Here is a 22,667-nt window from a genome sequence, read left to right on the forward strand (position 1 = left end):
GCAGGTGGTCTTGCCGGCGCCGTTGGGGCCGATCAAGGCATGGATGGAGCCGCGCCGCACCTTGAGGTTGACGTCGCTTACCGCGGTGAACCCCTTGAATTCCTTGGTGAGGTTCCGCGTTTCCAGGATCGTTTCTTGCTGATTCATGGTCTCCTGCCCGCCCTCTTGCAGCGGCGCCGGCTTCTGGTCGGCACCGCCAAATGGTCAGAACTGTGGTGCCAGTCGCACCACCACCGCACAGGTCGCGCCAATCCAGTTGCGCTCCCCGTGGCTGTTGCGGCTCTCGCGCCGCTTGTATTTGCTTGTATTTATTTGCTGCCTGTATTGCTGCCTGGATGTCCGCCGTGCGCGCCCGTCCCGGAACGCGCGACGCGCCCTTGTGGGGGCGCGCCAATGTGAGCGGTGCTGCACGGCATCTCGGCGTCTATTGTGTGCGTCTGCTGCGTCGCAAAACATCCGGGTTTGCACTGATTATGAAACATGAACCAGATGTCAGGTTGGTGTCAGGTTTGCCGCGCGTTCGCGACAAGCGGCGTACTCAGGCCTGGGTTGTGGCCCCCGCTTTGCTGGCCAGCGAAGCCCCCGCCGGGGAAACAGCGCCCTGCGCACCCCCTTGCGCCACGCCGCTCGCGCGCCGGCGCCGGTCCTCGCGGATCATGTCGCTGGCGCGCTCCGCGATCATGATGGTCGGGGAGTTGGTGTTGCCCGAGGTGATCAGCGGCATGATCGATGCATCGACCACACGCAAGCCATCAATGCCGATCACGCGCAGGCGCTGGTCCACCACGGCCTGCGGGTCATCGGGTCGGCCCATGCGGCAGGTGCCCACCGGATGGAAGATGGTGGTGCCGATCTCGCTCGCGGCCTGGGCCAGTTGCTCGTCGGTCTCGAACGCCGCGCCCGGCAGCCATTCCTGCGGCTTGTAGGGCGCGAGCGCGGGCGAGGCCACGATGCGCCGCGTCAACCTCAGCGAATCCGCCGCTACCTTGCGGTCCGCGTCGGTCGTCAAATAGTTGGGCGCGATCACCGGCGCGTGGCGGAAATCCGGATCGGCGATGTGCACACTGCCGCGCGAGGTCGGGCGCAGGTTGCACACGCTGGCGGTGAACGCATTGAAGCGATGCAACGGATCGCCGAACTTGTCGAGCGATAGCGGCTGCACGTGGTACTCGAGGTTGGGCCGCGCATACGATGCATCCGAGCGCGCGAAGGCACCGAGCTGCGACGGCGCCATGCTCATCGGGCCGCTCTGGTTGACCGCGTACTGCAGGCCGATGCCAAGCTTGCCCCACCAGCTGCCCGCGCGCGTGTTGAGCGTGCGCACGCCCTCCACCTTGACCACGCTGCGCAGCTGCAAGTGGTCCTGCAGGTTTTCGCCCACGCCAGGCAACGCATGGCGCACCGCGATGCCCGCCGCCTGCAGCCGCTCGGGCTGGCCGATGCCGGACAGCTCCAGCAACTGCGGCGTATTGACCGCGCCCGCTGCCAGGATGACCTCCTCGCGCGCTGCCGCCGTGAATGGCTTGCCGCCGCCGAGATAGTCCACGCCGTTGCAGCGGCGTCCCTCGAACGTCAGCGCGCTCACCTGGGCGCCGGTGACGATCGTCAGGTTCGGCCGTTCCGCCGCGCGGCGCAGAAACGCCTTCGCGGTATTCCAGCGAATGCCGCGGCGCTGGTTGACCTCGAAATAGCCCACGCCAAAGTTGTCGCCGCGATTGAAGTCATCGGTACGCGGGATGCCGGCCTGCTCGGCGGCATCGATAAAGCGCTCCAGGATGTCCCAGCGCAAGCGCTGCCCTTCCACCCGCCATTCGCCACCTGCGCCGTGGAATTCGTCGCCGCCGCGATGATGGTCCTCGCTGCGCTTGAACAGCGGCAGCACATTGTCCCAGCGCCAGCCGTCGTCGCCCGTCAGGCGCGCCCAGTCGTCATAGTCTTCGCGCTGCCCACGCATATAGATCATGCCGTTGATCGAGGACGAGCCACCCAGCACGCGGCCGCGCGGGTAGCCCAGCGAGCGGCCGCCCAGGCCGGCTTGCGCCACGGTGCGGTACATCCAGTCGGTGCGCGGGTTGCCGATGCAATACAGGTAGCCCACCGGGATGTGAATCCAGTGGTAGTCGTCGCGCCCGCCGGCTTCCAGCAGCAGCACGCTCACCTCAGGGTCCTGGGTCAGGCGGTTGGCCAGCACGCAGCCGGCCGATCCGGCGCCGACGATGATGTAGTCGTATGTCTCCATGCTTTCTCTTGTCAGGCCTTGCGCCACGTTTGGAAAGGTTGATGATGAGCCCGCGCGGGAATATCCCGCCAGGATGGCAAATGCGTGCGTCCATGCGCGGCATGCCGAACTTGGGCCATGGCTGCGCGCAATGGTTCAGGTGATGGCAGCCAGGGACACATCATGCGCGCTCACGCCGCCTGCGGCTGCAGATGCTTGCGCAGCCAGCCGGTGAGCGCGGCCAGTACCTCGCCGCGCAGCGGCTGTGCCTCGTTGAAGATCTCGTGGTAGCCGGTGTCGAACCAGAGCGCGTCGCGCAGGTCGGGCGGCGCGTTGTCGAAGAAGCGGCGGCTGCCGGCCGGATCGACGATGCGATCGTCGCCCGCCACCAGCATCAGCATGGGTGCTTCCAGCAGGGGCGCGTCGGTTTGCGCCTGCGCCATGCCGCGCACAAAAGTCTCCAGCACGCCAGCGCTGATGGTGCCCTGCACCAGCGGATCGGCGCGATACTGCGCCACCACCGCGGCGTCGTGCGACAGGTAGCGCGCATCGATCGGGTTGGGCACGCGCAGGCGCGGCACCAGCGTCAGCAGCATGCGGTGCAGGGCCAGCATCGGGGCGGACAGCCTCAAGGCCAGCGCCGGCGATGACAGCACGAGCGCGCGGATGGGCCGCACGCGCGCGGTGGCGAAGCACGCGGCCACCAGCCCGCCCATGCTGTGCCCCAGCAGGAACGGCAGCTCCTGCCACTGGCCCACCGCGGCGTCGTGGATTTCGGTGAGGTCTTCGACGAACACATCCGGATGCTCCGCCACCATGCGCGGACCGCCGCTGGCGCCATGGCCGCGCTGGTCGTAGGCGCGCACACGCAAGCCCAGGCCGCACAACAGCTCCGCCACGTGCTGGTAGCGCCCGCAATGCTCGGCCAGGCCGTGCACCAGCAATAGCGAACCGGCAGGTTCCGGGAACAGCTCGGGATCGGGCTGCCAGGTGCGCAGGAACAGTTCCGTGCCGTCGCGCATGCGCTGGCGGCTTTCGATGGGGGTGACGGGCCGCGCGGGGGCCGCCGCGGCAGGGCCGGCGCCATCGGCGCCGACGTCGGCCGGCTCGGCGCAAGCAGCGGTACTCGGTCGATCCATTCGGTTGATCTCCATCTGTGTTCCGCTACGATGCCGCCAGCCTTCCCTGACTAGGAGGCCGCGGTGCTGTCCTCGCCGTGACGATGGCAGGCCGGCACCGCGCCATCGTTGTTGCCGCCCGCATCCGCTTGCTCCGCCGCCAGGCCGAATCCTGCCTGCGCCATATCGGCCAGGATCGGGCAGTCGGGCCGCGCATCGCCGCTGCAGGCCTCGGCCAGCTGGCGCAGCGTGTCGCGCATGGCGGCAAGTTCGGCAATGCGCTGCTCCAGGTCCGCCACGTGGCGCAAGGTAAGCGCCTTGACGTCGGCGCTGGCCCGCGCGCGGTCGTGCCACAGCGACAGCAGCCCGCGTATCTCGTCCAGCGAGAACCCGAGATTACGGGCACGCCGCACGAAGCGCAAGGTGTGCACCGCGCGCTCGTCGTAGCGGCGGTAGCCGCCCTCGCTGCGCGGCGGTGGCGCCAGCAGGCCGATGGACTCGTAGTGCCGGATCATCTTCGCGGAGACGCCGGAAGCCTGTGCCGCTTCGCCGATATTCCTGCCGACATTCATGCTTGCTCTCCCGCCGGCTTCCAGCGCCGCAGCAGCAGCGCATTGCCGACCACGCTCACGCTGGAGAATGCCATGGCCGCGCCGGCCACTACCGGGTTGAGCAGGCCGGCCGCCGCCAGCGGGATGCCGATCACATTGTAGAAGAAGGCCCAGAACAGGTTCTCGCGAATCTTGCGCACGGTGCGGTGCGAAATCGCCAGTGCGTCGGCCACCAGCGCCGGGTCCCCGCGCATCAGCGTGATGCCGGCGGCATGCATGGCCACATCGGTGCCGGTCGACATGGCGATGCCGACATCCGCCGCGGCCAGGGCCGGCGCATCGTTGATGCCGTCGCCAACCATGGCCACCACGGTGCCGCCCGCCTTGAGCCCATTCACTCGCTCGGCCTTGTCGGCCGGCAGTACTTCCGCCTGCACCTCGTCCAGCCCCAGCGTCTGGGCCACGCGCGCGGCGGCGCCCCGGTTGTCGCCGGACAGCATCACCGTGCGCACGCCGGCGGCGCGCAGCCGCTCGATCGCGCGCCGCGCACCAGGCTTGATGGCGTCGCCAAAGGCAACCAGCCCCACCACGCGGTTTTGCGCGGGCGACGCATCCCGCGCCGCGCCCGTCTCGATCAGCCAGGACACGGTGCGGCCCGCTTGCTGCAGTGCCTGCGCCTGCGCTTCGAGGGTACCCGCCGCTGCGCCCAGCGAGGCACGCAGGCGCTCGCTGCCAAGCTGCAATGCCACGCCATCGACCTTGCCGGACAAGCCCATGCCGGGCAATGCACGCACATCGGTAGCCGTCGGCGCGTGGATGCCGCGCGCGCGGGCCGCTGCCAGCACCGCGTGCGCCAGCGGATGCTCGCTGCCGGCCTGCAGCGCGGCCAGACGCGCCAGCAAGCGTGGCTCTGCATCGTCATCGTCACCGGCACCTGCCGGCACCGCCAGCGCCACCACTTCCGGCTTACCCACCGTGAGCGTGCCAGTCTTGTCGAAGGCCACCACCTTGACCCGGTGCGCCACTTCCAGCGCCTCGGCGTCCTTGATCAGGATGCCGGCGCGCGCACCCGCGCCCGTGCCCGCCATGATCGCGGTCGGCGTGGCCAGGCCGAGCGCACACGGGCAGGCGATCACCAGCACCGCCACCGCGTTCAGCAAGGCTGCCTCCCAGTTGCCGCCTAACAGGCCCCAGCCTAGCAGCGTGACCAGCGCGATGCCCAGTACCACCGGCACGAACACCGAGCTCACGCGGTCGACCATGCGCTGGATTGGCGCCTTGGCCGCTTGCGCGTGCTCGACCATGCGGATGATGCGCGCCAGCACCGTCTCCGCGCCCACCGCCACCGTGCGCGCCACCAGGCGGCCTTCGTAGTTGATGGCGCCGCCGGTCAGCAGCGCGCCGGGTGCCTTCGGTACCGGCAGGCTCTCGCCGGTCAGCATGGATTCGTCTGCATGGCTGCTGCCTTCGATCACCTTGGCATCCACGGGCACGCGTGCGCCCGGCAGCACCACGATCTCATCGCCGACCCGCACCGAGCCCAGCGGCACGCTCATCTCCGCGCCGTCGCGGCGCACGATCGCGCTATCGGGGCGCAGCGCGGCCAGCGCGCGGATGGCGTCCGCCGTCTGGCGCTTGGCGCGGGTTTCCAGCCACTTGCCCAGGCGCACCAGCGTGATGACCACTGCCGCGCTCTCGAAGTACAGGTGCGGCATATCGTCCGCGCCACGCCACATCAGCCACAAGGACAAGCCATAAGCCGCCGAGGTGCCGAGCGCGACCAGCAGATCCATGTTGCCCGCGCCCGCGCGCACCGCCTTGAAGCCAGCCTTGTAGAAACGCCAGCCAAACACGAACTGCACCGGCGTGGCCAGCAGCCACTGCACCCAGGCCGGCAGCATCCAGTGCACGCCGAACCATTCGGCCACCATGGGCGCCACCAGCGGCAACGATAGCGCCGCCGAGATCGCCACCGGCCATGGCCCAGACCAGAAGCCTTCGCCAGGCACCGCCCCAGCCGGCAATTCGCCGGTGACCGTCACCGCGCCATAACCGGCGCGCGCCACCGCAGCGGCCAGCGCATCGGCATCCACGGCACCACGCAGCACGGTCACCTCAGCCTGCTCCGTCGCCAGGTTGACCTGCGCATCCACCACGCCGGCCACGGCCTTCAGCGCACGCTCGACGCGGGCCACGCAGGAAGCGCACGTCATGTCGCTGATGGACAAGGTCATGGCCTGGTGCGGCACCTCGTAGCCGGCAGCCCTCACGGCCTCGGCGGCGGCCGGCAGCACGGCAGCGCTATCGGCCTGCAGCGTGGCTTCTTCGGTGGCGAGGTTGACGGCGACCTGGCGCACGCCAGGCACCTTGCCCAGCGCGGTCTCGACGCGCCGCACGCACGAGGCGCACGTCATGCCGCCGATCGGCAGCCGCCATTCGGAGGGCGGCGCGCCTGCTGCTGCGCCGGGTACGGGAAGGAGTTGGGAGTTAGCGGGCATGGCAGGGATCGGGTCCACAGTGATGACAACCACATCATGGACCTTACCATGTTGGGAAGGTCAAGCCCGCGCGCAAGCAACGCATTCATCACGTGCAGAACGCGAGAACGTCTGGAAAAGGCCTTGCGCTTCCCACGGTGGGAAGGTGCAAACTTCAGGGGTAGACCGAAGTCCGGCCCGGCCAGCGCAGCGACAGGTACGCTTTTTGGACGGCCGGATGCTCACCTTGATTCCTTACCCCAGGTACAAACAGGAGATTCCAGATGATCCAGTTCCAGGTTGAAGGCATGTCGTGCGGCCATTGCGTGGGCGCCATCACCCGCGCCGTGCAAGCACTCGATCCCGCCGCGAAGGTGTCGGCCGACATCCCCGCGCAGGCAGTCACGGTAGAAGCCACCGCCAGCGGCCAAGCGCTGCGCGAAGCCATCGAGGCTGCAGGCTATCCCGTCAAGGGCAGCACCCAGGCCGCGGGCTGAGCCAGAAGCGGCACAAAGCAAAACGGGCGCCAGCGATGGCGCCCGTTTTGTCGTCTGGCGAGCCGCTTAGAAGCGGTACCCGACGTTCAGGTAGGTCACGACCGGATCGATCTTGATCTTGGTATGCGACACAACGGTAGCATTGCCTGCCGCGCCCGCGTTCTGCGTGGTAAGCGTGGCCGTGCTGGATAGCGGCAGGTAGGACACCGACAGGCCAACGAACCAGTTATCGGTGATGGCGTAGTTCGCGCCGACATTGAACACCGGATTCCACGAGCTCTTGGCGCTCGCGGTCATCTTGGCGTTCGGACCAAACTCGGAGCGCACGAAAGTCTGGTTGTTGATGGTCTCGTCGGTGAACCACGTGTAGTTCACGCCAAGGCCCACGTAGGGGCGGAACTTGGTCTTCGCTTCCCCGAAGTAGTACTTCACCAATACCGCCGGGCTCCATTGCTTCACATTGCCCAGCGTGCCGTATTTGGCAAACGTGCCAGCGCCCTCTACGTCGTGCTTCGGCGGAATCCCCGCCACGATTTCGCCTGCGATATTGTCGGTAAAGAAGTGCGTGAACGCGATGCCAAGCGTATCCGCGGACTTGATCTTGGCACTCGTGCCGGCTTCGGTCTGGTTGACGGGGAAGCCACCGATGCTATCGACGACCAGCGCATCGGCCGAACTCGTCGGCATCACGCGGAACCAGCCCAGGCTGACAATATTGCTGCCGGCGCTCTGCGCTTGCGCGGCGCCAGCAATCAGCATGGCTACGCTGGCCAGCAGGATCTTCTTGGGGGACATGCCTCTTGCTCCTTATTAACTCTCTACCCGAGGCAGGCATTATCCCGTCTGGTGTGACCCGTCTGTTTCAAACGCTTAACACTTTTGTAGAAGCCCGCCCCTAAATCACGGGTTAACCATTAAAAAAGCGGGCAAACGAGCCAAATCGGTCGGCGAAACCGTATGCAATTTGCGACGCTCGCCGGACAAAAACCTACTGCACGGTATAGGCCTACTCGTGGCAAGGGAATTACGCTGTGCCGGCGCTCGCCAGCACGCACGCGGCCAGGTCCCACAGGGCGTAACCGACACTCTTGAAGACCAGCGGGCTGCCGCGGCGCGCGCGCAGTGCGTCCGCGGCGAGGATCGCGTGCTCGAACGGCTGCACGGTGGACCAAGCGATGCCCGCCTGCAGCAGGTCGCCCGCCTCCTCCTCGATGCCGAACAAGGTGTCGGCCAGCAGCCGGCCGTGCGCCGAGGCCGCCTGGCAAAGCGCCGGCGGCAGCTCGCACATCTCCGGGCGGAACGCGCCCACCGCGGCGATGAAATGATCGTCGCGCCACAGCCCGCTATCCAGGTCCGGCAGCACCGGCACCAGGCTGGACGTCACCGTCACCACCATCGACACGCGCGGCAGGACCTTGCGCACGTCATCCACCGTCTGCGCCTCCACGCCCAGCGTGCGCGCATGCGCGGCGAGGGCTTCGGCCTTGGCGGCCGTGCGCGAATGCAGCCACACCCGGCGCGGCGAGAGGCCGGCGGCGAAGGCTTCCAGATGGGTCAGCGCCTGCACGCCAGCACCGACGATCAACAGCTCGCCAGCGGGATCCGGCGCGAAGCTCTGCGCCGCCAGCAATGACACGGCGGCGGTGCGCCGGCCCGTCACGGTGGGCCCGTCCAGCAGCGCCAGCCGGCGTCCCGTATGGGCGTCGGCCACCACCACCTCGCCGAGGATATTGGGCAGGCCGCGTTGCGGATTGCCGGGGTGCACGGTGATGTTCTTGGTCATCACCAGCTCCCGGTTGCGCGCCGGCATCACCAGCAGCGTGCCTTCCCCGCCGGCGGGGTCCCCAACAGGCAACGCAATGCGCGGCGGCGCCATGGCCGTGCCCGCGCGCAGCTCGGCCAGCATGGCGGCAATGGCGCCGGCCAGCGCGGGGTAAGGCAGGCGGACCGCGGTCTGGGCGGCGTCTAGCAGGGCAACGGACATGACGGGTGACTCCGGAGGCGGTTCGCGATGCTGGATTATCGGCGAACTCGCCACCGGCCCCCCACGCTCCACAGGTTCAGCCGGTTCAGCGCGCCAGCAAGGACATCACCTGCCCCGGATAGCGCGTACCCGCTACTGCGTCTGCCGGGAACACGGCGTCGATGGCCGCCATGTCGGCCGTGTCCAGCACCACGTCCAGCGCGCCAAGGTTGTCGTCAAGGTTGGCCACGCGCCGCGTGCCGGGAATCGGCACCAGCATCTCGCCACGCGCCAGCACCCACGCCAGCGCCAGTTGCGCCGGGCTGCAGCCCTTGTCGCGCGCCAGCGCGTTCACTTTGTCGACCAGCGCCAGGTTGCGCGCGAAGTTCTCACCCATGAAACGCGGGCTGGAACGGCGGTAATCGTCCTGCGCGAAATCCTCAGGACTGCGGATGGCACCGGTCAGGAAGCCCCGGCCCAGCGGGCTGTACGGCACGAAGGCAATGCCGAGCCGCTGGCACGTAGCAAGAATGCTCTGGTCGCCACCCGCCTCCACGTCGCGCGTCCACAGCGAATACTCGCTTTGCAGCGCGGTGATGGGATGCACGGCATGCGCGCGCTCGATGGTCTGCGCGCCGGCCTCCGACAGTCCCAGCCAGCGTACCTTGCCCGCCTTCACCAGTTCCGCCATCGCGCCCACGGTTTCCTCGATGGGCACCTGCGGATCGACCCGGTGCTGGTAGTACAGGTCGATATGCTCCACCCCGAGCCGCTTGAGGCTGGCGTCGCAGCTGGCTCGCACATATTCGGGCCGGCCATCCACGCCGCGCGCCACCGGGTTGGCGGCGTCGCGCACGATGCCGAACTTGGTCGCAAGCACCACGCTGTCGCGGCGATCCGCGATGGCCCGGCCTACCAGGCTCTCGTTGGTGTACGGGCCATAAATATCAGCCGTATCGATAAAATTAACACCATTATCAATGGCGTGATTGATAGTGCGAATAGATTCGGCATCGTCATGCGCGCCGTAGAACTCGCTCATGCCCATGCAGCCCAGGCCAAGCGGGAATACTTGTGGGCCATGCCGGCCCAGCTTGCGTAGTGCGGTCATGCGGAACTCCTTGGTTGAGGAACCTCGGCAGTATCGCCAAGGCCGGGGCGCGGAAACAGCCGGCTACGCTGCATGCGTCATGAAGCGCAGCTTCACAATCGGGCTACCCTCTTAAGCTGGACACCATGGGCGATGGGAAGGGCCATGGGCTCTCATCCCGGGTTCTCCCCGCGGGACAGGAAGTCAACCAGCACCCGCAGCTTAGGCAGCATGTGCCGGCTCGATGGCCACAGCATCCAGAAGGTGCCCTGCACCACGTTGAACGTGTTCAGCGCCGTCACCAGCCGCTGGTCGTGCAGCGCCTCCTGCGCCACGAAATCCGGCACGTAGCAAATGCCCAGGCCGCCGATCGCCGCGGCCAGCACGCCTTCGATGTTGTTCAAGGCGAACGAGCCCGGCAAACGCACTTCCTCGCCTTCGGCATCCTGCGTCAACACCCAATCCTGCAGTTTCCCGCTGGAGGGGAAACGATAGCGCAGGCAAACATGCTGCTCCAGGTCCTTCGGCCGCCTGGGCATGCCACGCCGCGCGAAGTAGTCCGGCGCGGCGCACACCACCTGGCGAAAAGGCCGCAGGCGCCGCGCCATCAGCTGGGAATCCACCAACTCGCCGCTGCGGATCACCAGGTCGAAGCCCTCCTCCACCACGTCCACCATGCGGTCGCTGAAATCCAGGTCGAACTCGATCTCCGGATAGGCAGCGCAAAACGTGGCCAGCTCGGGCAGCAACAGGCGATAGCCGATCGCCGGGACGCTGATGCGCAGCCGGCCGCGCGGCGCCTCCTGCAGCCGCGACAACTCCAGTTCCGCGTCGTCGATTTCCTCGAGGATGCGGCGGCAGCGCTCGAAGAAAAGCGCGCCCTCTTCCGTCAGCCGGATCTGCCGCGTGCTGCGGTGAAACAGCCGGATGCCAAGCCTGGCCTCGAGCCGCATCACGCTCTTGCCGATGGCCGATGGCGAGACGCCGAGAAGCCGTCCCGCCGCGACGAAGCTCCGGGTCTGCGCCGCGCGCACAAAGGCGTACAGGCCACTAAGACTGTCCATGACGATTCATGACTATCTATACCGCTTCATTAGAGAATTTTTGTCCGCAAAACACGGAAATCCAGGTGCTTTAAGACGTATTAATGCCATCCTATCATTAGTCCACTTTCGCGATTGGCCACAGCCACGTGCTATCGGCGCCAGCAACGTGCGACGCCCGCCCCGCCCTCCAACCCGGACTCCCGATGCCCAAAGCTGCACCTGACGCCGCGCACACCACGGCGCAAAAACTATTGATCCTTGGCGCGGTCTGTCTCGCCGCGCTGGCCATGCCCCTGAGCTTCACCGGCCCGGCGGTGGCCTTGCCAGCGATCGCTGCCGATCTCGGCGGCAGCCCCATCGCGCTGAACTGGGTCACCAACGCCTTCATGCTGTGTTTTGGCAGTTGCCTGATGGCAGCCGGCGCGCTGGCCGACCGCTTCGGGCGCAAGCGCGTCTTCCTCGCCGGCATTGCCGGCTTTGCGCTTAGCTCGCTCGCCCTCACCGCAGCGCCCGACATCGCCTGGCTGGATGGCCTGCGCGCAGCGCAAGGGGTGGCTGGCGCCGCCGCCTTCGCCGGGGGCATGGCAGCGCTGGCGCAGGAGTTCGAGGGGCAGGCCGCCACCCGCGCGTTCAGCTTGCTGGGCACCACGTTCGGCGTGGGACTCGCTTTCGGGCCGGTGCTGGCGGGATGGCTGATCGAGCAAGCCAGCTGGCGCAGCGTCTTCCTGAGCGCGGCAGCGATCGCCATTTGCGCCGTGGTGCTGGGCGCGTGCTGCATGCGCGAGTCGCGCGACCCCGCCGCCAGCGGGCTCGACTGGCCAGGCGCGGGCACCTTTACCGGCGCGCTGAGCTTGTTCACCTATGCCGTGCTGCGCGCACCGGACAGCGGCTGGGGCAGCGTGCCGGTGGTCGTGCTGCTGGCCAGCGCTGCCGTGCTGATGCTGGCGTTCGTCATGATCGAGCAGCGCGTGCCTGCGCCTATGCTGGACCTGTCGCTGTTTCGCTATCCGCGCTTTGTCGGCGTGCAATTTCTGGCCGCCGCGCCCGCGTATTCGTACGTGGTGTTGCAAGTGCTGCTGCCGGTCCGCCTGATCGGCATCGAAGGCTACAGCGCGATCGAAGCCGGCCGCATGATGATTGCACTGTCCGCACCCATGCTGGTGGTGCCGCTGCTGGCCGGCCATCTGACCCGCTGGCTCTCGGCCGGCCTGATCTGCGGCCTGGGCTTGCTGGTGTGCGCCGGCGGCCTGCTATGGCTGGCCCAATGCGCACCGGGCCAGCCAAGCGCCGGGCTGGCGCTGCCCATGCTGGCGATTGGCCTTGGCATCAGCCTGCCCTGGGGCCTGATGGATGGCCTCGCCGTCAGCGTGGTACCCAAAGAGCGCGCGGGCATGGCCACCGGCATCTTCAGCACCACGCGGGTGGCGGGCGAAGGCATTGCCCTGGCCATCGTTGGCGCCATGCTTGCCGGGCTTGCCCAGTCCAGGCTGCACGCCATCGCCACTGCGCCCTCGGCCGCGCTGGCGCAAGCCGCGCACCGCCTCGCCATGGGCGACCTGCCCCGCGCCATGGCCCTGCTGCCGCAGGCGAGCGAGCAGGCACTGGTGCAAGGCTATGGCGATGCCTTCCGGCTCCTGCTGTATATCCTCGCAGCGATCACCGTTGCGTCGGCGGCATTGGTATTTGCCTTGCTCAGCCATTCACGGTTGCCGCATCTGTCAGTATCCGCGCCAGAAGCCTTGCGTTAGCGACGCGTCGCCGCATGCTTCGCGGCAAGGCGCGCCATGCTACTCTCGCCGCACCATGAAGCCTGACGTCTCCCTTGACCCCGACCTGCTGCCCGCCATGGCCGCCTTCGTCCGCGTGGCGCGCCTGGGCAGCTTCACCGCCGCCGCCGCCGCGCTGGCGGTCAGCCCATCGGCCATCTCGCAGACCATCCGCCAGCTTGAGCAGCGCCTGGGCGTACGCTTGCTGCAACGGACCACGCGCCGGGTCGGCCTGTCCGAAGCCGGCGCCGCGCTGCTGGCCCGCGTGGAGCCCGCGCTGACGGAGATCGGGGCTGCGGCCGACGACGCGCGCCAGCAGCGCGAAATGCCCGCCGGCACGTTGCGCATCACCACCTCATACTCGGCTGCGGCCACCGCGCTGCAACCGGTGCTGGTGGAGTTCATGCGGCTCTATCCGTCGATCTGCGTCGACGTGGCCGTCGACGACCGCTTTACCGACCTGATCGCGGAGGGATTCGATGCAGGCCTGCGCCTGGGCGAAGCACTGCAGCGCGATATGGTGGCGATTCCCATCACCGGCCCGATGCGCATGGTGGTGGCCGGCACGCCGGACTACTTCACGCGCCATGGCGAGCCGAAGCTGCCGCGCGACCTGCAGGCGCATGCCTGCCTGCACTACCGCTTCGGCCCCGCGGGCCAGGTCTATCGCTGGGAGTTCATGCACGCCGCGCGCCAGGCCACGGTCGATACCGGCGTCGCGCTGATCGCCAATGACAAGGCCCTGCTGCACCAGGCAGCGCTCGCCGGGCTCGGCCTGCTTTACGAGTTCGAGGCCTTGCTGCACGCGCCTCTCGCCTCGGGCCAGCTGGTCACGGTGCTGGACGACTGGCTGCCGCCGTTCGATGGCTTCTACCTCTACTACCCGGGCCGCCTGCTGATGCCGGCCAAGCTGCGCGTGTTCGTCGACTTCCTCAAGGCGCGCGCACCGCTCGCGCCAGCGTAATCAGCGGCGCGGCGCCTTGGCTACGGCGCCGCGCACTTCGATGCCGATACGGTCAACCACCTTGCCCGCGGCATCCAGCAACTCCACTTCGTGCCGGCCCGGCCAGGGCAGCCAGGAGAGCTGGCCGCCGCGCCCCAGCGGCTTGCCGTCGATGCGCCAGCTCACGCGTCGCGCGGTCTGTCCGCTGACGCCCTCGGCATGGAACCAGACGCGCTGCGCCGCCGGCGGGATATCGGGATCGAGCGCGAACACGGTGCCGTCGGCAGGGCTGGCGATGGCAGTGACGCGATCCTTGGTGGCACGCACGCTATCCGCGCTGGCAATGTTGACAACGCGCATGGCGGTACCCGCGAGGAAGACCTCATCGCGCGCGGGCTCGAGATCGTCGGCGAAGCGCAACGGCACACGCTCCACGCCGGCGGGCATGGCCGGCGCCACGCTCGGCACCGAGCGGTGCAGCGCCTCCATGATCTCGTGCCACACCGGCGCGGCGCCGGACACACCCGAGACCTCATGCATGCTTGCGCCGCTGGCGTTTCCCACCCACACGCCAACCGTGTAGCGCTGCGACCAGCCCACGCACCAGTTGTCGCGCATGTCCTTCGACGTGCCCGTCTTGACCGCGGTCCAGAAGCGCGTGGTCAGCGGGCTGTCCAGGCCAAACGTGCGCGCCCGCGCGTGGCGATCCGACAGCACGTCGGCAACCAGATAGCTTGCCGCAGGCGACATCACCGCGCGCACGGTCACTGGCGGTGCATCGGCGCGCAGCCGCACGCCCGCAAAACGCCCACCGTTGGCGAAGGCGCGATAGGCATTGGTAAGCGCGACCAGCGGCACATCGGCGCTGCCCAGCGCAAGGCTGTAGCCGTAGTAATCGCCGGCCTGCGCCAGCGGCAAGCCGAGCGCGGTCAGCCGCTGGTGAAAGCGATACGGCGTGACCATCACCAGCGTGCGCACCGCGGGCACGTTCAACGACGACGCCAGCGCGGCCCGCATGCTCACCCAGCCCGCATACTGCCGGTCATAGTTCTGCGGCACATAGAGACCCCCGCCGCCGCCCGTGGGCAGGTTGACAGGCCGGTCGTCCAGCAGCGATGCCGTGGTCAGCCGCCGTGCCTCCAGCGCCTGCTCATAGAGAAACGGCTTGAGCGTGGATCCGGCCTGGCGCGGCGCGGCCGCGTGGTCGACCTGCGCGGCCGCCGACAACGCGCCAGACGAACCCACATAGGCCAGCACGTCGCCACTCGCGTTGTCGATCACCACCACGGCGCCGTCTTCCACATTGCGCCCGGCAAGCTCGCGCAGATGTCGATCCAGGCTCGCCGTGGCGATGCGTTGCAGGCCGGCATCGAGCGTGGACGTGATGGTGGCAGGCACCGGGCCGGCGACGCGGGCTTGCGATACCAGTAAGCGCGCCAGATGCGGCGCGAGGTTCGGCGTGAGGTTCTGCGTCGATGCTGAGCCTGCGGTGCTGCCGCTGCTGCGCAGCAGCGCCAGTTGCGCGAAGCCGTCCAGCCCATCGCATGCCTTGGGCAATTGTTGCTCGCGCAGGATGCCGCACGCGCGCTGCGCCACCTGCGGCGCACGCGCGTTGGGCGCACGCACCAGCGCCACCGCCAGCGCCGCCTCGCGTGCGTCGAGGCCGCTCGGATACTTGCCGAACAGCGCCTGCGACAGCGCGGACAGGCCGACCAGCTCGCCGCGAAACGGCACCAGGTTGAGATACGCCTCGAGGATCTGGTCCTTGCTCCAGTTGCGCTCCAGTGCCGTCGCACGCACGGCCTGCGCCATCTTCTGGCTCGCGCTGCGGCCGCCGTCGGCTCGCCGCAGGTCCTCGTCGAGCAAGCCGGCGAGCTGCATGGTCAGGGTGGAGGCGCCGCGTGTGCGCGTGTTCCACAGGTTGGCCCACGCGGCAGCGGCGACGCCCTGCCAGTCCACGCCGCTGTGCGCATAAAAGCGGCGGTCCTCCGACAGCACGATAGCGGTGCGCACCGCGGGCGATATCTCCGCCAGCGTGACCCAGTCGCCGCGGCGCGCACGGAAATCGTCGCGCACGCGGGACAGGGTTTCGCCATGACGGTCGAGCACCACCACATCCGCGCTGCGCCAGCTGGCGCGCACGCTGTCGAAGGACGCAAGCGCAAGCGCATGCGCGGGCGCACAGGCCACGCAGGCCATCACGGCTAGCGCGCGCAGGCCCGCCTTCATTTGTCCCGCCCGGCCGCCACGCCGGCCACCAGCAGCACTTGTGCGGCCGCGTAGGTCCACCAGATGCCGAGCGCAAAGGTATCGAACGGCACGAGGAACCGGGCGGTGCCAAGCAAGCCGTCAGACACGGCGAAACACAGCGCACCGATTGCCGCCAGCGGCGTCGGCAGTTGCGCCAGCAACGCGGCGCAGGCCATCGCCGCGAGCGCGCCGACATAGACCGAGACCGGCACCGCCAACGTGCCCAGATTGGGCCAGAAGCGCGCGAGCATCACGCCGGCCGCGCCCACGACCACACCGCAAGCAATCAGGCGATGCGCGCGCCCGTCGCCCGCCATGGGCACGAACAAGCCGAGGTAAGCGAAGTGCGCGATCAGGAAAGCCCCAAGGCCGCCGATGAAGGAGAATGACAGCCACGGCATCGCCAACAGAAAGTCCCCCAGCGCGGAGAACAGCAGCGCCGCCATCAGCCAGCGCCGCTCGCGGCGCAAGGGATGGAAGTGCGCGGCGCGTACCAGCAGCAGCGCCATGGCAGTCTTCCACAAAGGCTGGAAGGCGATCTGCCCGTTCAACGGCGCGCCTGGCGGCGAGTCCATCGCGACGGTGACCAGCAGGCCGCCGTAGACCAGGCCGGCCATGGTGCCGGCCAGCCACCACTCGCGCACCCGCGCGGGCATCATCATTGCAAGCCAGCTCAAGGGCGTGCTCCTACGGTCAGTCTGGCATTGGGTTGCGCGCCGAATACATCCGGCGCGTACATCGCCTCGACCCGGGTGGGCGGCAAAGCGAACTCGCCGGCATTGTTCAGGCGCACGGTGTATTCCACCGTGGCACTGCCGCGCGGCATGTAGGCGTAATACTCACGGAAGGCCTGCGGCGTGCGCTCGGTGAACGCAGGCCATGCACCCTTGCGCCGCTCGCCGCGCGTGGCGATCTCCGAGTCGCGCCCGAGGCCGCTGCCGAGGATGGTGGCGCCGGCGGGCACCGGGTCGCTCACCACCACCCAGGTCATGTCGGCCTGCGCATCGATCTCCAGCTTCACGCGATACGTGTCGCCGCGCGACCACTTGCCGGCCACCGCCTGCTCCACCGCCGTCACGCTGCGCGTGATGCGGTAGCCCGCCGAGAGCGGCGCGGCCAGCGGCACCGCCGCCAGCGCGCGCACCGTGGCCCAGGGTTTGCCGGCGCCTTGCTGCACGGCCTGCAGCGTGGCGGACTCGCCCGCGCGTGGCCACGGCAGGCTGATGCTGCCGCTTGCCACGCCATCCACCTTCCCGGCGCGCGCCCAGTCGAAGCTGCGCGATGCATCGGGCACCCCCTCCAGCGTCACGCGCGTGGCGCCCGACACCGGCGTCTTCTCGAAGGCTTGCGCAAAGCGCGTGATCGCCAGCGAGCCCCAGGCGTTGGCCGTGGTCGTGCCCCAGGCGCCGCGCATCTGCCGGCCGAGCAAGCCGGTAGCGAGTTGCGCGCTTTCGTCCTTCCAGCCGGGCAGGTCGAGCGACAAGGCCAGCAGGCGCGCGGCGTTGAGATCGCCGCCGCTCATCAGCCACCACCAGTTGTCGTCGCGCTCGGTGGAAAACGCCAGCCGCGTGCCTTGCACGGTCAGCCGCGAGCGCAGGATCTGCTGCGCTTGCGCCAGGCGCTCGTCGCGCTGCGGGATATCCTGCACGCGCGACAGCACGGCAATCCAGTCGAGCAGCGCGGAGGTGGGCCACTGCGCCGGCAGGATCTGGATCGAACCCAGCATGCGCGCCTGCGCGTGCCCGCTGCGCGAGAGCGCCTCTAGCGCGGCCAGCTTGCGCACTTCCAGATCCTGCGTCGGTGCCCAGCGTTCGCGCTTGATGCGGCCTTCGATGAACGCGGCCAATCCGCTTTCCATGCGGGCCCGCGTTTCGTCGGGCAGGCGCAGCGGCAGCCCCGCGCGCACGGCTTCGTCGGACACCGCCAGCAGGTAGGCGGTCAGCACCTCGCTGCCGGCGTTGCCGTCGTTTTGCAGCGGGAAATACGAGGCCAGCCCGTCGTTGTCGAGATAGCCGGGCAGTTGCGTAGTCAGTGCATTCCACTGCGCCGCATCGCCCAGCCCGATCGCGCGCGAGGCACGCTGCTCCAGGCACGAGAACGGATAGTTGCGGAACCACTCGCGCACGCCCGGCATGCCGCCTGCCAGCGAGGCTTGCAGGTTCACCTGCAGGCCACCGCGAGGCTGGCCCGCGCCATCGGCCAGCGCGCCCTGCGGTGCGCGTACCGGCACCGACAGGTTTGGCGCGAGCTGCGCCAACGTGGCTTGCTGCACGGTGAGCGGCACCGCCGGCACCAGTTGCTGCGAGAGCTTGACGCGGTCGCTGGCGCCGCCCGTCTTGCCGGCCTCGGTCGCTTCCACCTCCCACTGCACCATGCCGTCCTGGGCCGACGAGCCCGCCGGCAACAGCGGCGCGGCCGCATCCCAGCCGACCTCGCGCGATTCGCCCGCGGGAATCTCTACTGTCTGCGCGGCCAGCGCCTGCGGCTGCGCGGATTGTCCCGGCGGGCTCACACGCGCCACGGCCTGCACCGTCATCGCGCGCTGCGTGGTATTGCGCAGCGTAAACATGGCGCGATAGCGGTCTTCCTCGCGCACCAGCGGCGGCAGTCCCGAGATCAGCTGCAGGTCCTGCGTGGCAGCAATGGTGGCGCTGCCATTGCCGAAGCGGCCCACGCCCAGGTCGGCCACGGCCACAATGCGGAATCGCGTGAGCGAATCGTTGAGCGGCACCGTCAGCGTGGCGCGCCCTTCGCTGTCGAGCTGCACGCGCGGATTCCACAGCAGCAAGGTATCGAACAGCTCGCGGGTCGGGCTCTTGCCGCCGCCGCCGCCCGCCGGCACGGCCTTGCGGCCATAGTGGCGCCGGCCGATGATTTCCATCTGCGCGGTGGCGGTCTCCACGCCATAGCTGCGCCGGCGCAGCATGGCGTCGAGCAGATCCCAGCTCGTGTTCGGCATCAGCTCCAGCAGGGCTTCATCCACCGCGGCAAGCGCGACTTCGCCATTGGCGGCAGGCTTGCCGTCGGGCAGCTTCACCTGCACCGCTACCTGCGCCTTGCCGCGCACGGGGTAGCTCGTCTTGTCGGGCGTCACCTTCACGTCGAGCTTGTAGCCCTCGTTGCCCACGCGGATCTCCGCCAGCCCGAGGCGGAATGCCGGCTTGGACAGGTCCACCAGCGCGCTCGGCGCGGCGTACTCGCGGCCCTCGCTGCGAAACGCCTGCCACCACTCGGTTGGCTGGCGCCAGCCCCAGGTGAAGAACGAATACCAGGGCACCTCGCGCAAGCGTCCACGCAACGCCAGCACCGACACATACACATTGGGGCCCCACTCCGGCCTTACCTTGACCCGCACCGTGGGATCGCGCCCGTTGAGCTCCACCACGCTGGTCTCCAGCACCCCCTCGCGCTCCACCGCCACCAGCGCGGTGGCGTGGCGGAACGGCATGCGCACCTGAAACACGGCGGTCTCGCCCGGCGCGTAGGCCTTCTTTTCGGGCAGCAGATCGATGCGGTCGTTGTTCTCGCCGCCGAACCACAGCTCGCCCTGGCGCGTCACCCAGACCGAGGTGGCGGCCTGCGATACACGTCCCGCGTTATCCCGAGCCTGCGCGATCAGTTCCACCTGGCCGGCCTCGAGCAGCGTCACGTCGCATTGCATGCGGCCTTGCGCATCCGTTCGGCCCTCGCACACGATGCCCAGGTCCTTGTTCTCGTTGCGGTTGTCGTAGCGATAGAAACCGCCCACCACGCGCTTGCGCACCGAGGTGGTGATGCGCACCTGCGCGCGCAGCGAGATCGGCACGTTGGCCTGCGGCCGCCCCTGCGGATCGAGCGCCACGGCATGCACGGGAAGCTTCTGCTTGACCGAGACCCAGCTCTCGGTGCGGATGCCTGCCACCACACCCGCCGGCCACATCGGCACGGTCTGGCGCAGCGTCTGGATCTCGCCATTGGGGTCGGCAAAGCCCGACTCCACCACCAGGTCCTTGGGTGCCTCGAGCCGCGGCATGTTCTTGAGGGTCAGCGTGCCGCCGCCGTTCTTGTCGAGCTTGAGCGGCAGCTTGTCGGCCACCAGCTTCTGCGCGTCGTCGCGCTGCGCATTGCCGTCCTCGCCCTCGTCCTCATCGCCACTGCTGTCCTTTTGCGGCTTGCGCGGCGGGGCGAAGGCATAGCTGTCGTAGTCGGCAAAGCGCACGTACTTGTCGCGCAGCAGCACCGACACCTGCACCGGCAAGCCTGCCGCGCCGCCACCCGACACGTAGTGCACTTCCAGGTTGAGCGGCACCTCGGGCGGCGCCACCAGCGCCCCGCCGCCGCCGGCCTTGAGCGTGCCCGCCAGCACCGGCAGGCGGAAGGCCTCGACGCGGAAGCTGCCGCTGTCCAGCACACGGTCCTTCGCATCGCTGAACGACACCGTATAGACGCCCAGCTTCGCCGCCGCGGGAATCGCGAACGTGCTTTCGGCGCTGCGCCCACCGGTAGCAGTGCTGCGCCATTGCACCGGCTGCTCGTAAGTCTGGCCACTGCCTTCATGCTGGATGACCAGCTTCTCTGGCAAGGGATCGCCCGCGCCCGGCAATGCGAAGCCATTCGCAGTCTCGGTGCGGATCATGTGCTTCATCGACACGGTCTCGCCGGCACGCAGCAAGGTACGATCGAAGATGGTGTGGACGCGCACGTCCGGCACCGCGCTGGTGTCGGTCGGCACGTTGAAGCGCCAGCTCTCGATGCCCTGGTTCCAGTCGGACATCACGAAGGCCATGTCGGCCTGGCCGCGTGCCTGCGGATGGTCCGCGGCGATGCGTGCCGAAACGAAATAGCCGGACAGCCCGGTGTCGTCGCAACTGCGCTCGCGCACGTCGTCCAGGCCGTTGAAACTCGCCAGCCCGGCGGCATCGGTGCGGCCCGAGGCCAGCAGCTTGCCGCTGCAATCGCGCAGCGCCACCGCGGCGTTGGCCACCGGCTTGCCATCGTCGAGCGTAGTGACCCACGCCAGCGCGGTCATCTTGCCGGGGCCTCGCGCGAGCTTGAAATGCACGCCGAGGTTGGTCACCAGCGCGGCGGTGCGCACGTACATGGGCGCCGGCTTGCCGAGCAGCGCCTCGCCCAGCATCGGCGAAGCGATCTCCACCACATGAAAGCCGGCTTCGGGCAGGGGAATGCCGACCACCTCGAACGGGCGTGGCGCCTTGCCGCCCGGCTCAACCAGTTGCGGAATGGCGAGCTTGCGCGCACCGGCCACGCCATCGAGCAGCGAGATGGAGCGGGTCTCGATGGAAGGCGCATTGCGCGGGTTGTTGACCGCGGACGGCGAGCGGCCGGCGAGAATGGCATCAAGCTCGCCGCGCGTCCAGCTGCCTTCGTGCAGCCGGCGAACCAGCCCGTACCAGCGCAGTACCGCGCCATCGTCGTCCACCTTCAGGCGGCGTACCGTGCCGGCTTGCGCGCGCACGCCTTGCACCGGCAGGTCGGCCTCGACATTGCGCAGCGTCACCGGCAGCAGCGCCGGATAGTCGGCCGCTGGCTTGCCCTTGGGCAGCTCGCCAAAACGCTCGAGCACGCCGAACGGCGCGGCCGAGAATTTCGCCAGCGGCGGCATCGCGGCCATGCCCACCTTGAGCGGGAAGAGCTCGGCATTGGACAGCACGCGGCCGCTGTCATCCTTCAGGCCAGCGGGTACAGACAACGTGAACTCGGCCTTCTCGGCAAAGGGTGGCTTGAAGCTGACACTGCTGACGGGCGCGTCGCGCGCCGCTTCCGGCTCGAACTGCGGGGCGCGCGGGCCTTTCGGCGTATTGAGCAGGATATGCTCGGCGTCCTTGCGCGAGATCGGCGCGGAGAACGACAGCGAGATCGGCCGCAATGGCGTGCAGGGCGACTGCGCGCGCTCTCGCTCGCAGGTAAAGCTCGCGGTGAAGGGCTCGCGCACGGTGTAGTCGAAGCGCCGTTCGTCGCGCGTGGCCAGCCCCGAAGGCGTGGCGACGCCGCTGCCCAGCACCAGCTGCATGCGTGCGCCGGACGGCAGGCGCTGCTGGCAGGCCAGCAGGTGGACGGCATCCACCTCGTCGGCCTTCAGCTTCCAGTGCAGCGCGCCCAGCACGGCGTCGCGCTCCTTGCCGGCGACGAGACGCACGGGGATGCGCTCGCCCAGGCCTTGCGCCTGGCACCAGGTGGCGTTGCGCACCGAGTCGGCGGTGGCCGGGCCGTTGAAGCGCAGCGCAAAGACCTGGTCCTCTTCGATCTCACCGCCGCCGGGACGCGCGGAGACCACGGTGGGCCCGCCGGTCTCGAAGCGATACTCCGGCTTGCCGGTGTATGCCTTGCCGGCCTCGCTCTTGAGGCCGGCCGCCATGCGCACCGTGCATTTGACGCCTGGCGGCAGGTCGCGCGCAAAATCGAATGCCCAGTTCTTCGCGTCGATCCAGCGTGCCTGTCCGGTGATCGCGCTGCCTTTGCAGGACACCGTGGCGGGCGGGCTCGCCTGCAGGTCGCCCAGCGGCACCATGGCTTCGTCGAAGCGGATCGCCACCTGCCGCACGCGAGCGACCTCGCCCTCCGGCGAGAAGCGGACCACCTGCGCTGCCTGGCCGGAGCCCGGCATCGTCGCCAACACTGCCTGCAGGCAGGCCGCGGCGGCCCACCAGTACCCACGTATCTCACGTCTCTCACGCTTGTCCATCCGCGCGACGATCTGCGTCATCCTGCCCCCTCCCGATTACGGCACCCGGCGAGGGTGACATGCGCC

Annotated in this window: 15 protein-coding genes; 3 read left to right on the plus strand and 12 right to left on the minus strand. The window is 68.7% G+C overall.

Annotated features, from left to right (window positions below; translation table 11 throughout):
* The 5 genes from AC07XB_RS06010 to AC07XB_RS06030 all read right to left on the minus strand — a co-directional run.
* A partial coding sequence (locus AC07XB_RS06010; RefSeq protein ID WP_492387248.1) for an ATP-binding cassette domain-containing protein occupies positions 1-147 on the minus strand: 147 nt, incomplete at its 3' end.
* 391 nt (positions 148-538) lie between these two features.
* Positions 539-2,239: a GMC family oxidoreductase gene (locus AC07XB_RS06015; protein ID WP_492827635.1), complete on the minus strand. Its 1,701-nt coding sequence runs from the start codon at positions 2,237-2,239 to the stop codon at positions 539-541.
* A gap of 170 nt (positions 2,240-2,409) precedes the next feature.
* The gene (locus AC07XB_RS06020) at positions 2,410-3,357 is read right to left on the minus strand and encodes an alpha/beta hydrolase (protein ID WP_492375428.1); all 948 of its coding nucleotides are present in this window, start codon (positions 3,355-3,357) and stop codon (positions 2,410-2,412) included.
* Between the two features lie 50 nt (positions 3,358-3,407).
* Complete coding sequence (gene cueR, locus AC07XB_RS06025) at positions 3,408-3,908, minus strand: Cu(I)-responsive transcriptional regulator (RefSeq protein WP_492827633.1); 501 nt, start codon at positions 3,906-3,908, stop codon at positions 3,408-3,410.
* Positions 3,905-6,385 carry a heavy metal translocating P-type ATPase gene (locus AC07XB_RS06030; RefSeq protein WP_492827631.1) on the minus strand — a complete coding sequence of 827 codons (2,481 nt, stop codon included), beginning with the start codon at positions 6,383-6,385 and terminating at the stop codon, positions 3,905-3,907. Before AC07XB_RS06030 ends, cueR begins: the two co-directional genes overlap by 4 nt.
* A gap of 263 nt (positions 6,386-6,648) precedes the next feature.
* Here AC07XB_RS06030 and AC07XB_RS06035 point away from each other — a divergent pair, with 263 nt between their 5' ends.
* Complete coding sequence (locus AC07XB_RS06035) at positions 6,649-6,861, plus strand: heavy-metal-associated domain-containing protein (RefSeq protein WP_043350852.1); 213 nt, start codon at positions 6,649-6,651, stop codon at positions 6,859-6,861.
* Between the two features lie 66 nt (positions 6,862-6,927).
* On the opposite strand, the gene AC07XB_RS06040 is transcribed toward AC07XB_RS06035, so the two are convergent.
* The 4 genes from AC07XB_RS06040 to AC07XB_RS06055 form a co-directional block, all read right to left on the minus strand.
* Positions 6,928-7,656 (minus strand): OmpW/AlkL family protein, encoded by a 729-nt coding sequence (locus AC07XB_RS06040; protein ID WP_492827629.1) that lies wholly within the window; start codon positions 7,654-7,656, stop codon positions 6,928-6,930.
* A gap of 229 nt (positions 7,657-7,885) precedes the next feature.
* Entirely contained in the window at positions 7,886-8,845 is a 960-nt protein-coding gene (locus AC07XB_RS06045) for a delta(1)-pyrroline-2-carboxylate reductase family protein (protein ID WP_492827627.1), read from the minus strand.
* 85 nt (positions 8,846-8,930) lie between these two features.
* The gene (locus AC07XB_RS06050) at positions 8,931-9,935 is read right to left on the minus strand and encodes an aldo/keto reductase (RefSeq protein WP_492827625.1); all 1,005 of its coding nucleotides are present in this window, start codon (positions 9,933-9,935) and stop codon (positions 8,931-8,933) included.
* A 152-nt stretch (positions 9,936-10,087) separates the two neighbouring features.
* Entirely contained in the window at positions 10,088-10,978 is an 891-nt protein-coding gene (locus AC07XB_RS06055) for a LysR family transcriptional regulator (protein ID WP_492827623.1), read from the minus strand.
* A 185-nt stretch (positions 10,979-11,163) separates the two neighbouring features.
* On the opposite strand from AC07XB_RS06055, the gene AC07XB_RS06060 reads away from it, so the two are divergent.
* Together AC07XB_RS06060 and AC07XB_RS06065 are read left to right on the plus strand one after the other, a co-directional pair.
* The gene (locus tag AC07XB_RS06060) at positions 11,164-12,708 is read left to right on the plus strand and encodes an MFS transporter (protein ID WP_492827621.1); all 1,545 of its coding nucleotides are present in this window, start codon (positions 11,164-11,166) and stop codon (positions 12,706-12,708) included.
* A 55-nt stretch (positions 12,709-12,763) separates the two neighbouring features.
* Positions 12,764-13,690 (plus strand): LysR family transcriptional regulator, encoded by a 927-nt coding sequence (locus AC07XB_RS06065; protein ID WP_492375420.1) that lies wholly within the window; start codon positions 12,764-12,766, stop codon positions 13,688-13,690.
* Here the strand turns inward: AC07XB_RS06065 and pbpC are convergent, their stop codons facing one another.
* The 3 genes from pbpC to AC07XB_RS06080 are packed head-to-tail and all read right to left on the minus strand — an operon-like array spanning position 13,691 to position 22,622.
* On the minus strand, positions 13,691-15,898 hold the full coding sequence (pbpC, locus tag AC07XB_RS06070; protein WP_492827618.1) for a penicillin-binding protein 1C: 2,208 nt from the start codon (positions 15,896-15,898) through the stop codon (positions 13,691-13,693).
* Positions 15,895-16,596, minus strand: coding sequence for a lysoplasmalogenase (locus tag AC07XB_RS06075; protein ID WP_492827616.1), 702 nt, complete (start codon positions 16,594-16,596; stop codon positions 15,895-15,897). Before AC07XB_RS06075 ends, pbpC begins: the two co-directional genes overlap by 4 nt.
* Positions 16,593-22,622, minus strand: coding sequence for an alpha-2-macroglobulin family protein (locus tag AC07XB_RS06080; protein WP_492827614.1), 6,030 nt, complete (start codon positions 22,620-22,622; stop codon positions 16,593-16,595). Before AC07XB_RS06080 ends, AC07XB_RS06075 begins: the two co-directional genes overlap by 4 nt.
* Between the last annotated feature and the right edge of the window lie 45 nt (positions 22,623-22,667).

It is taken from the genome of Cupriavidus sp. GW821-FHT02F09 (genome assembly GCF_059421605.1).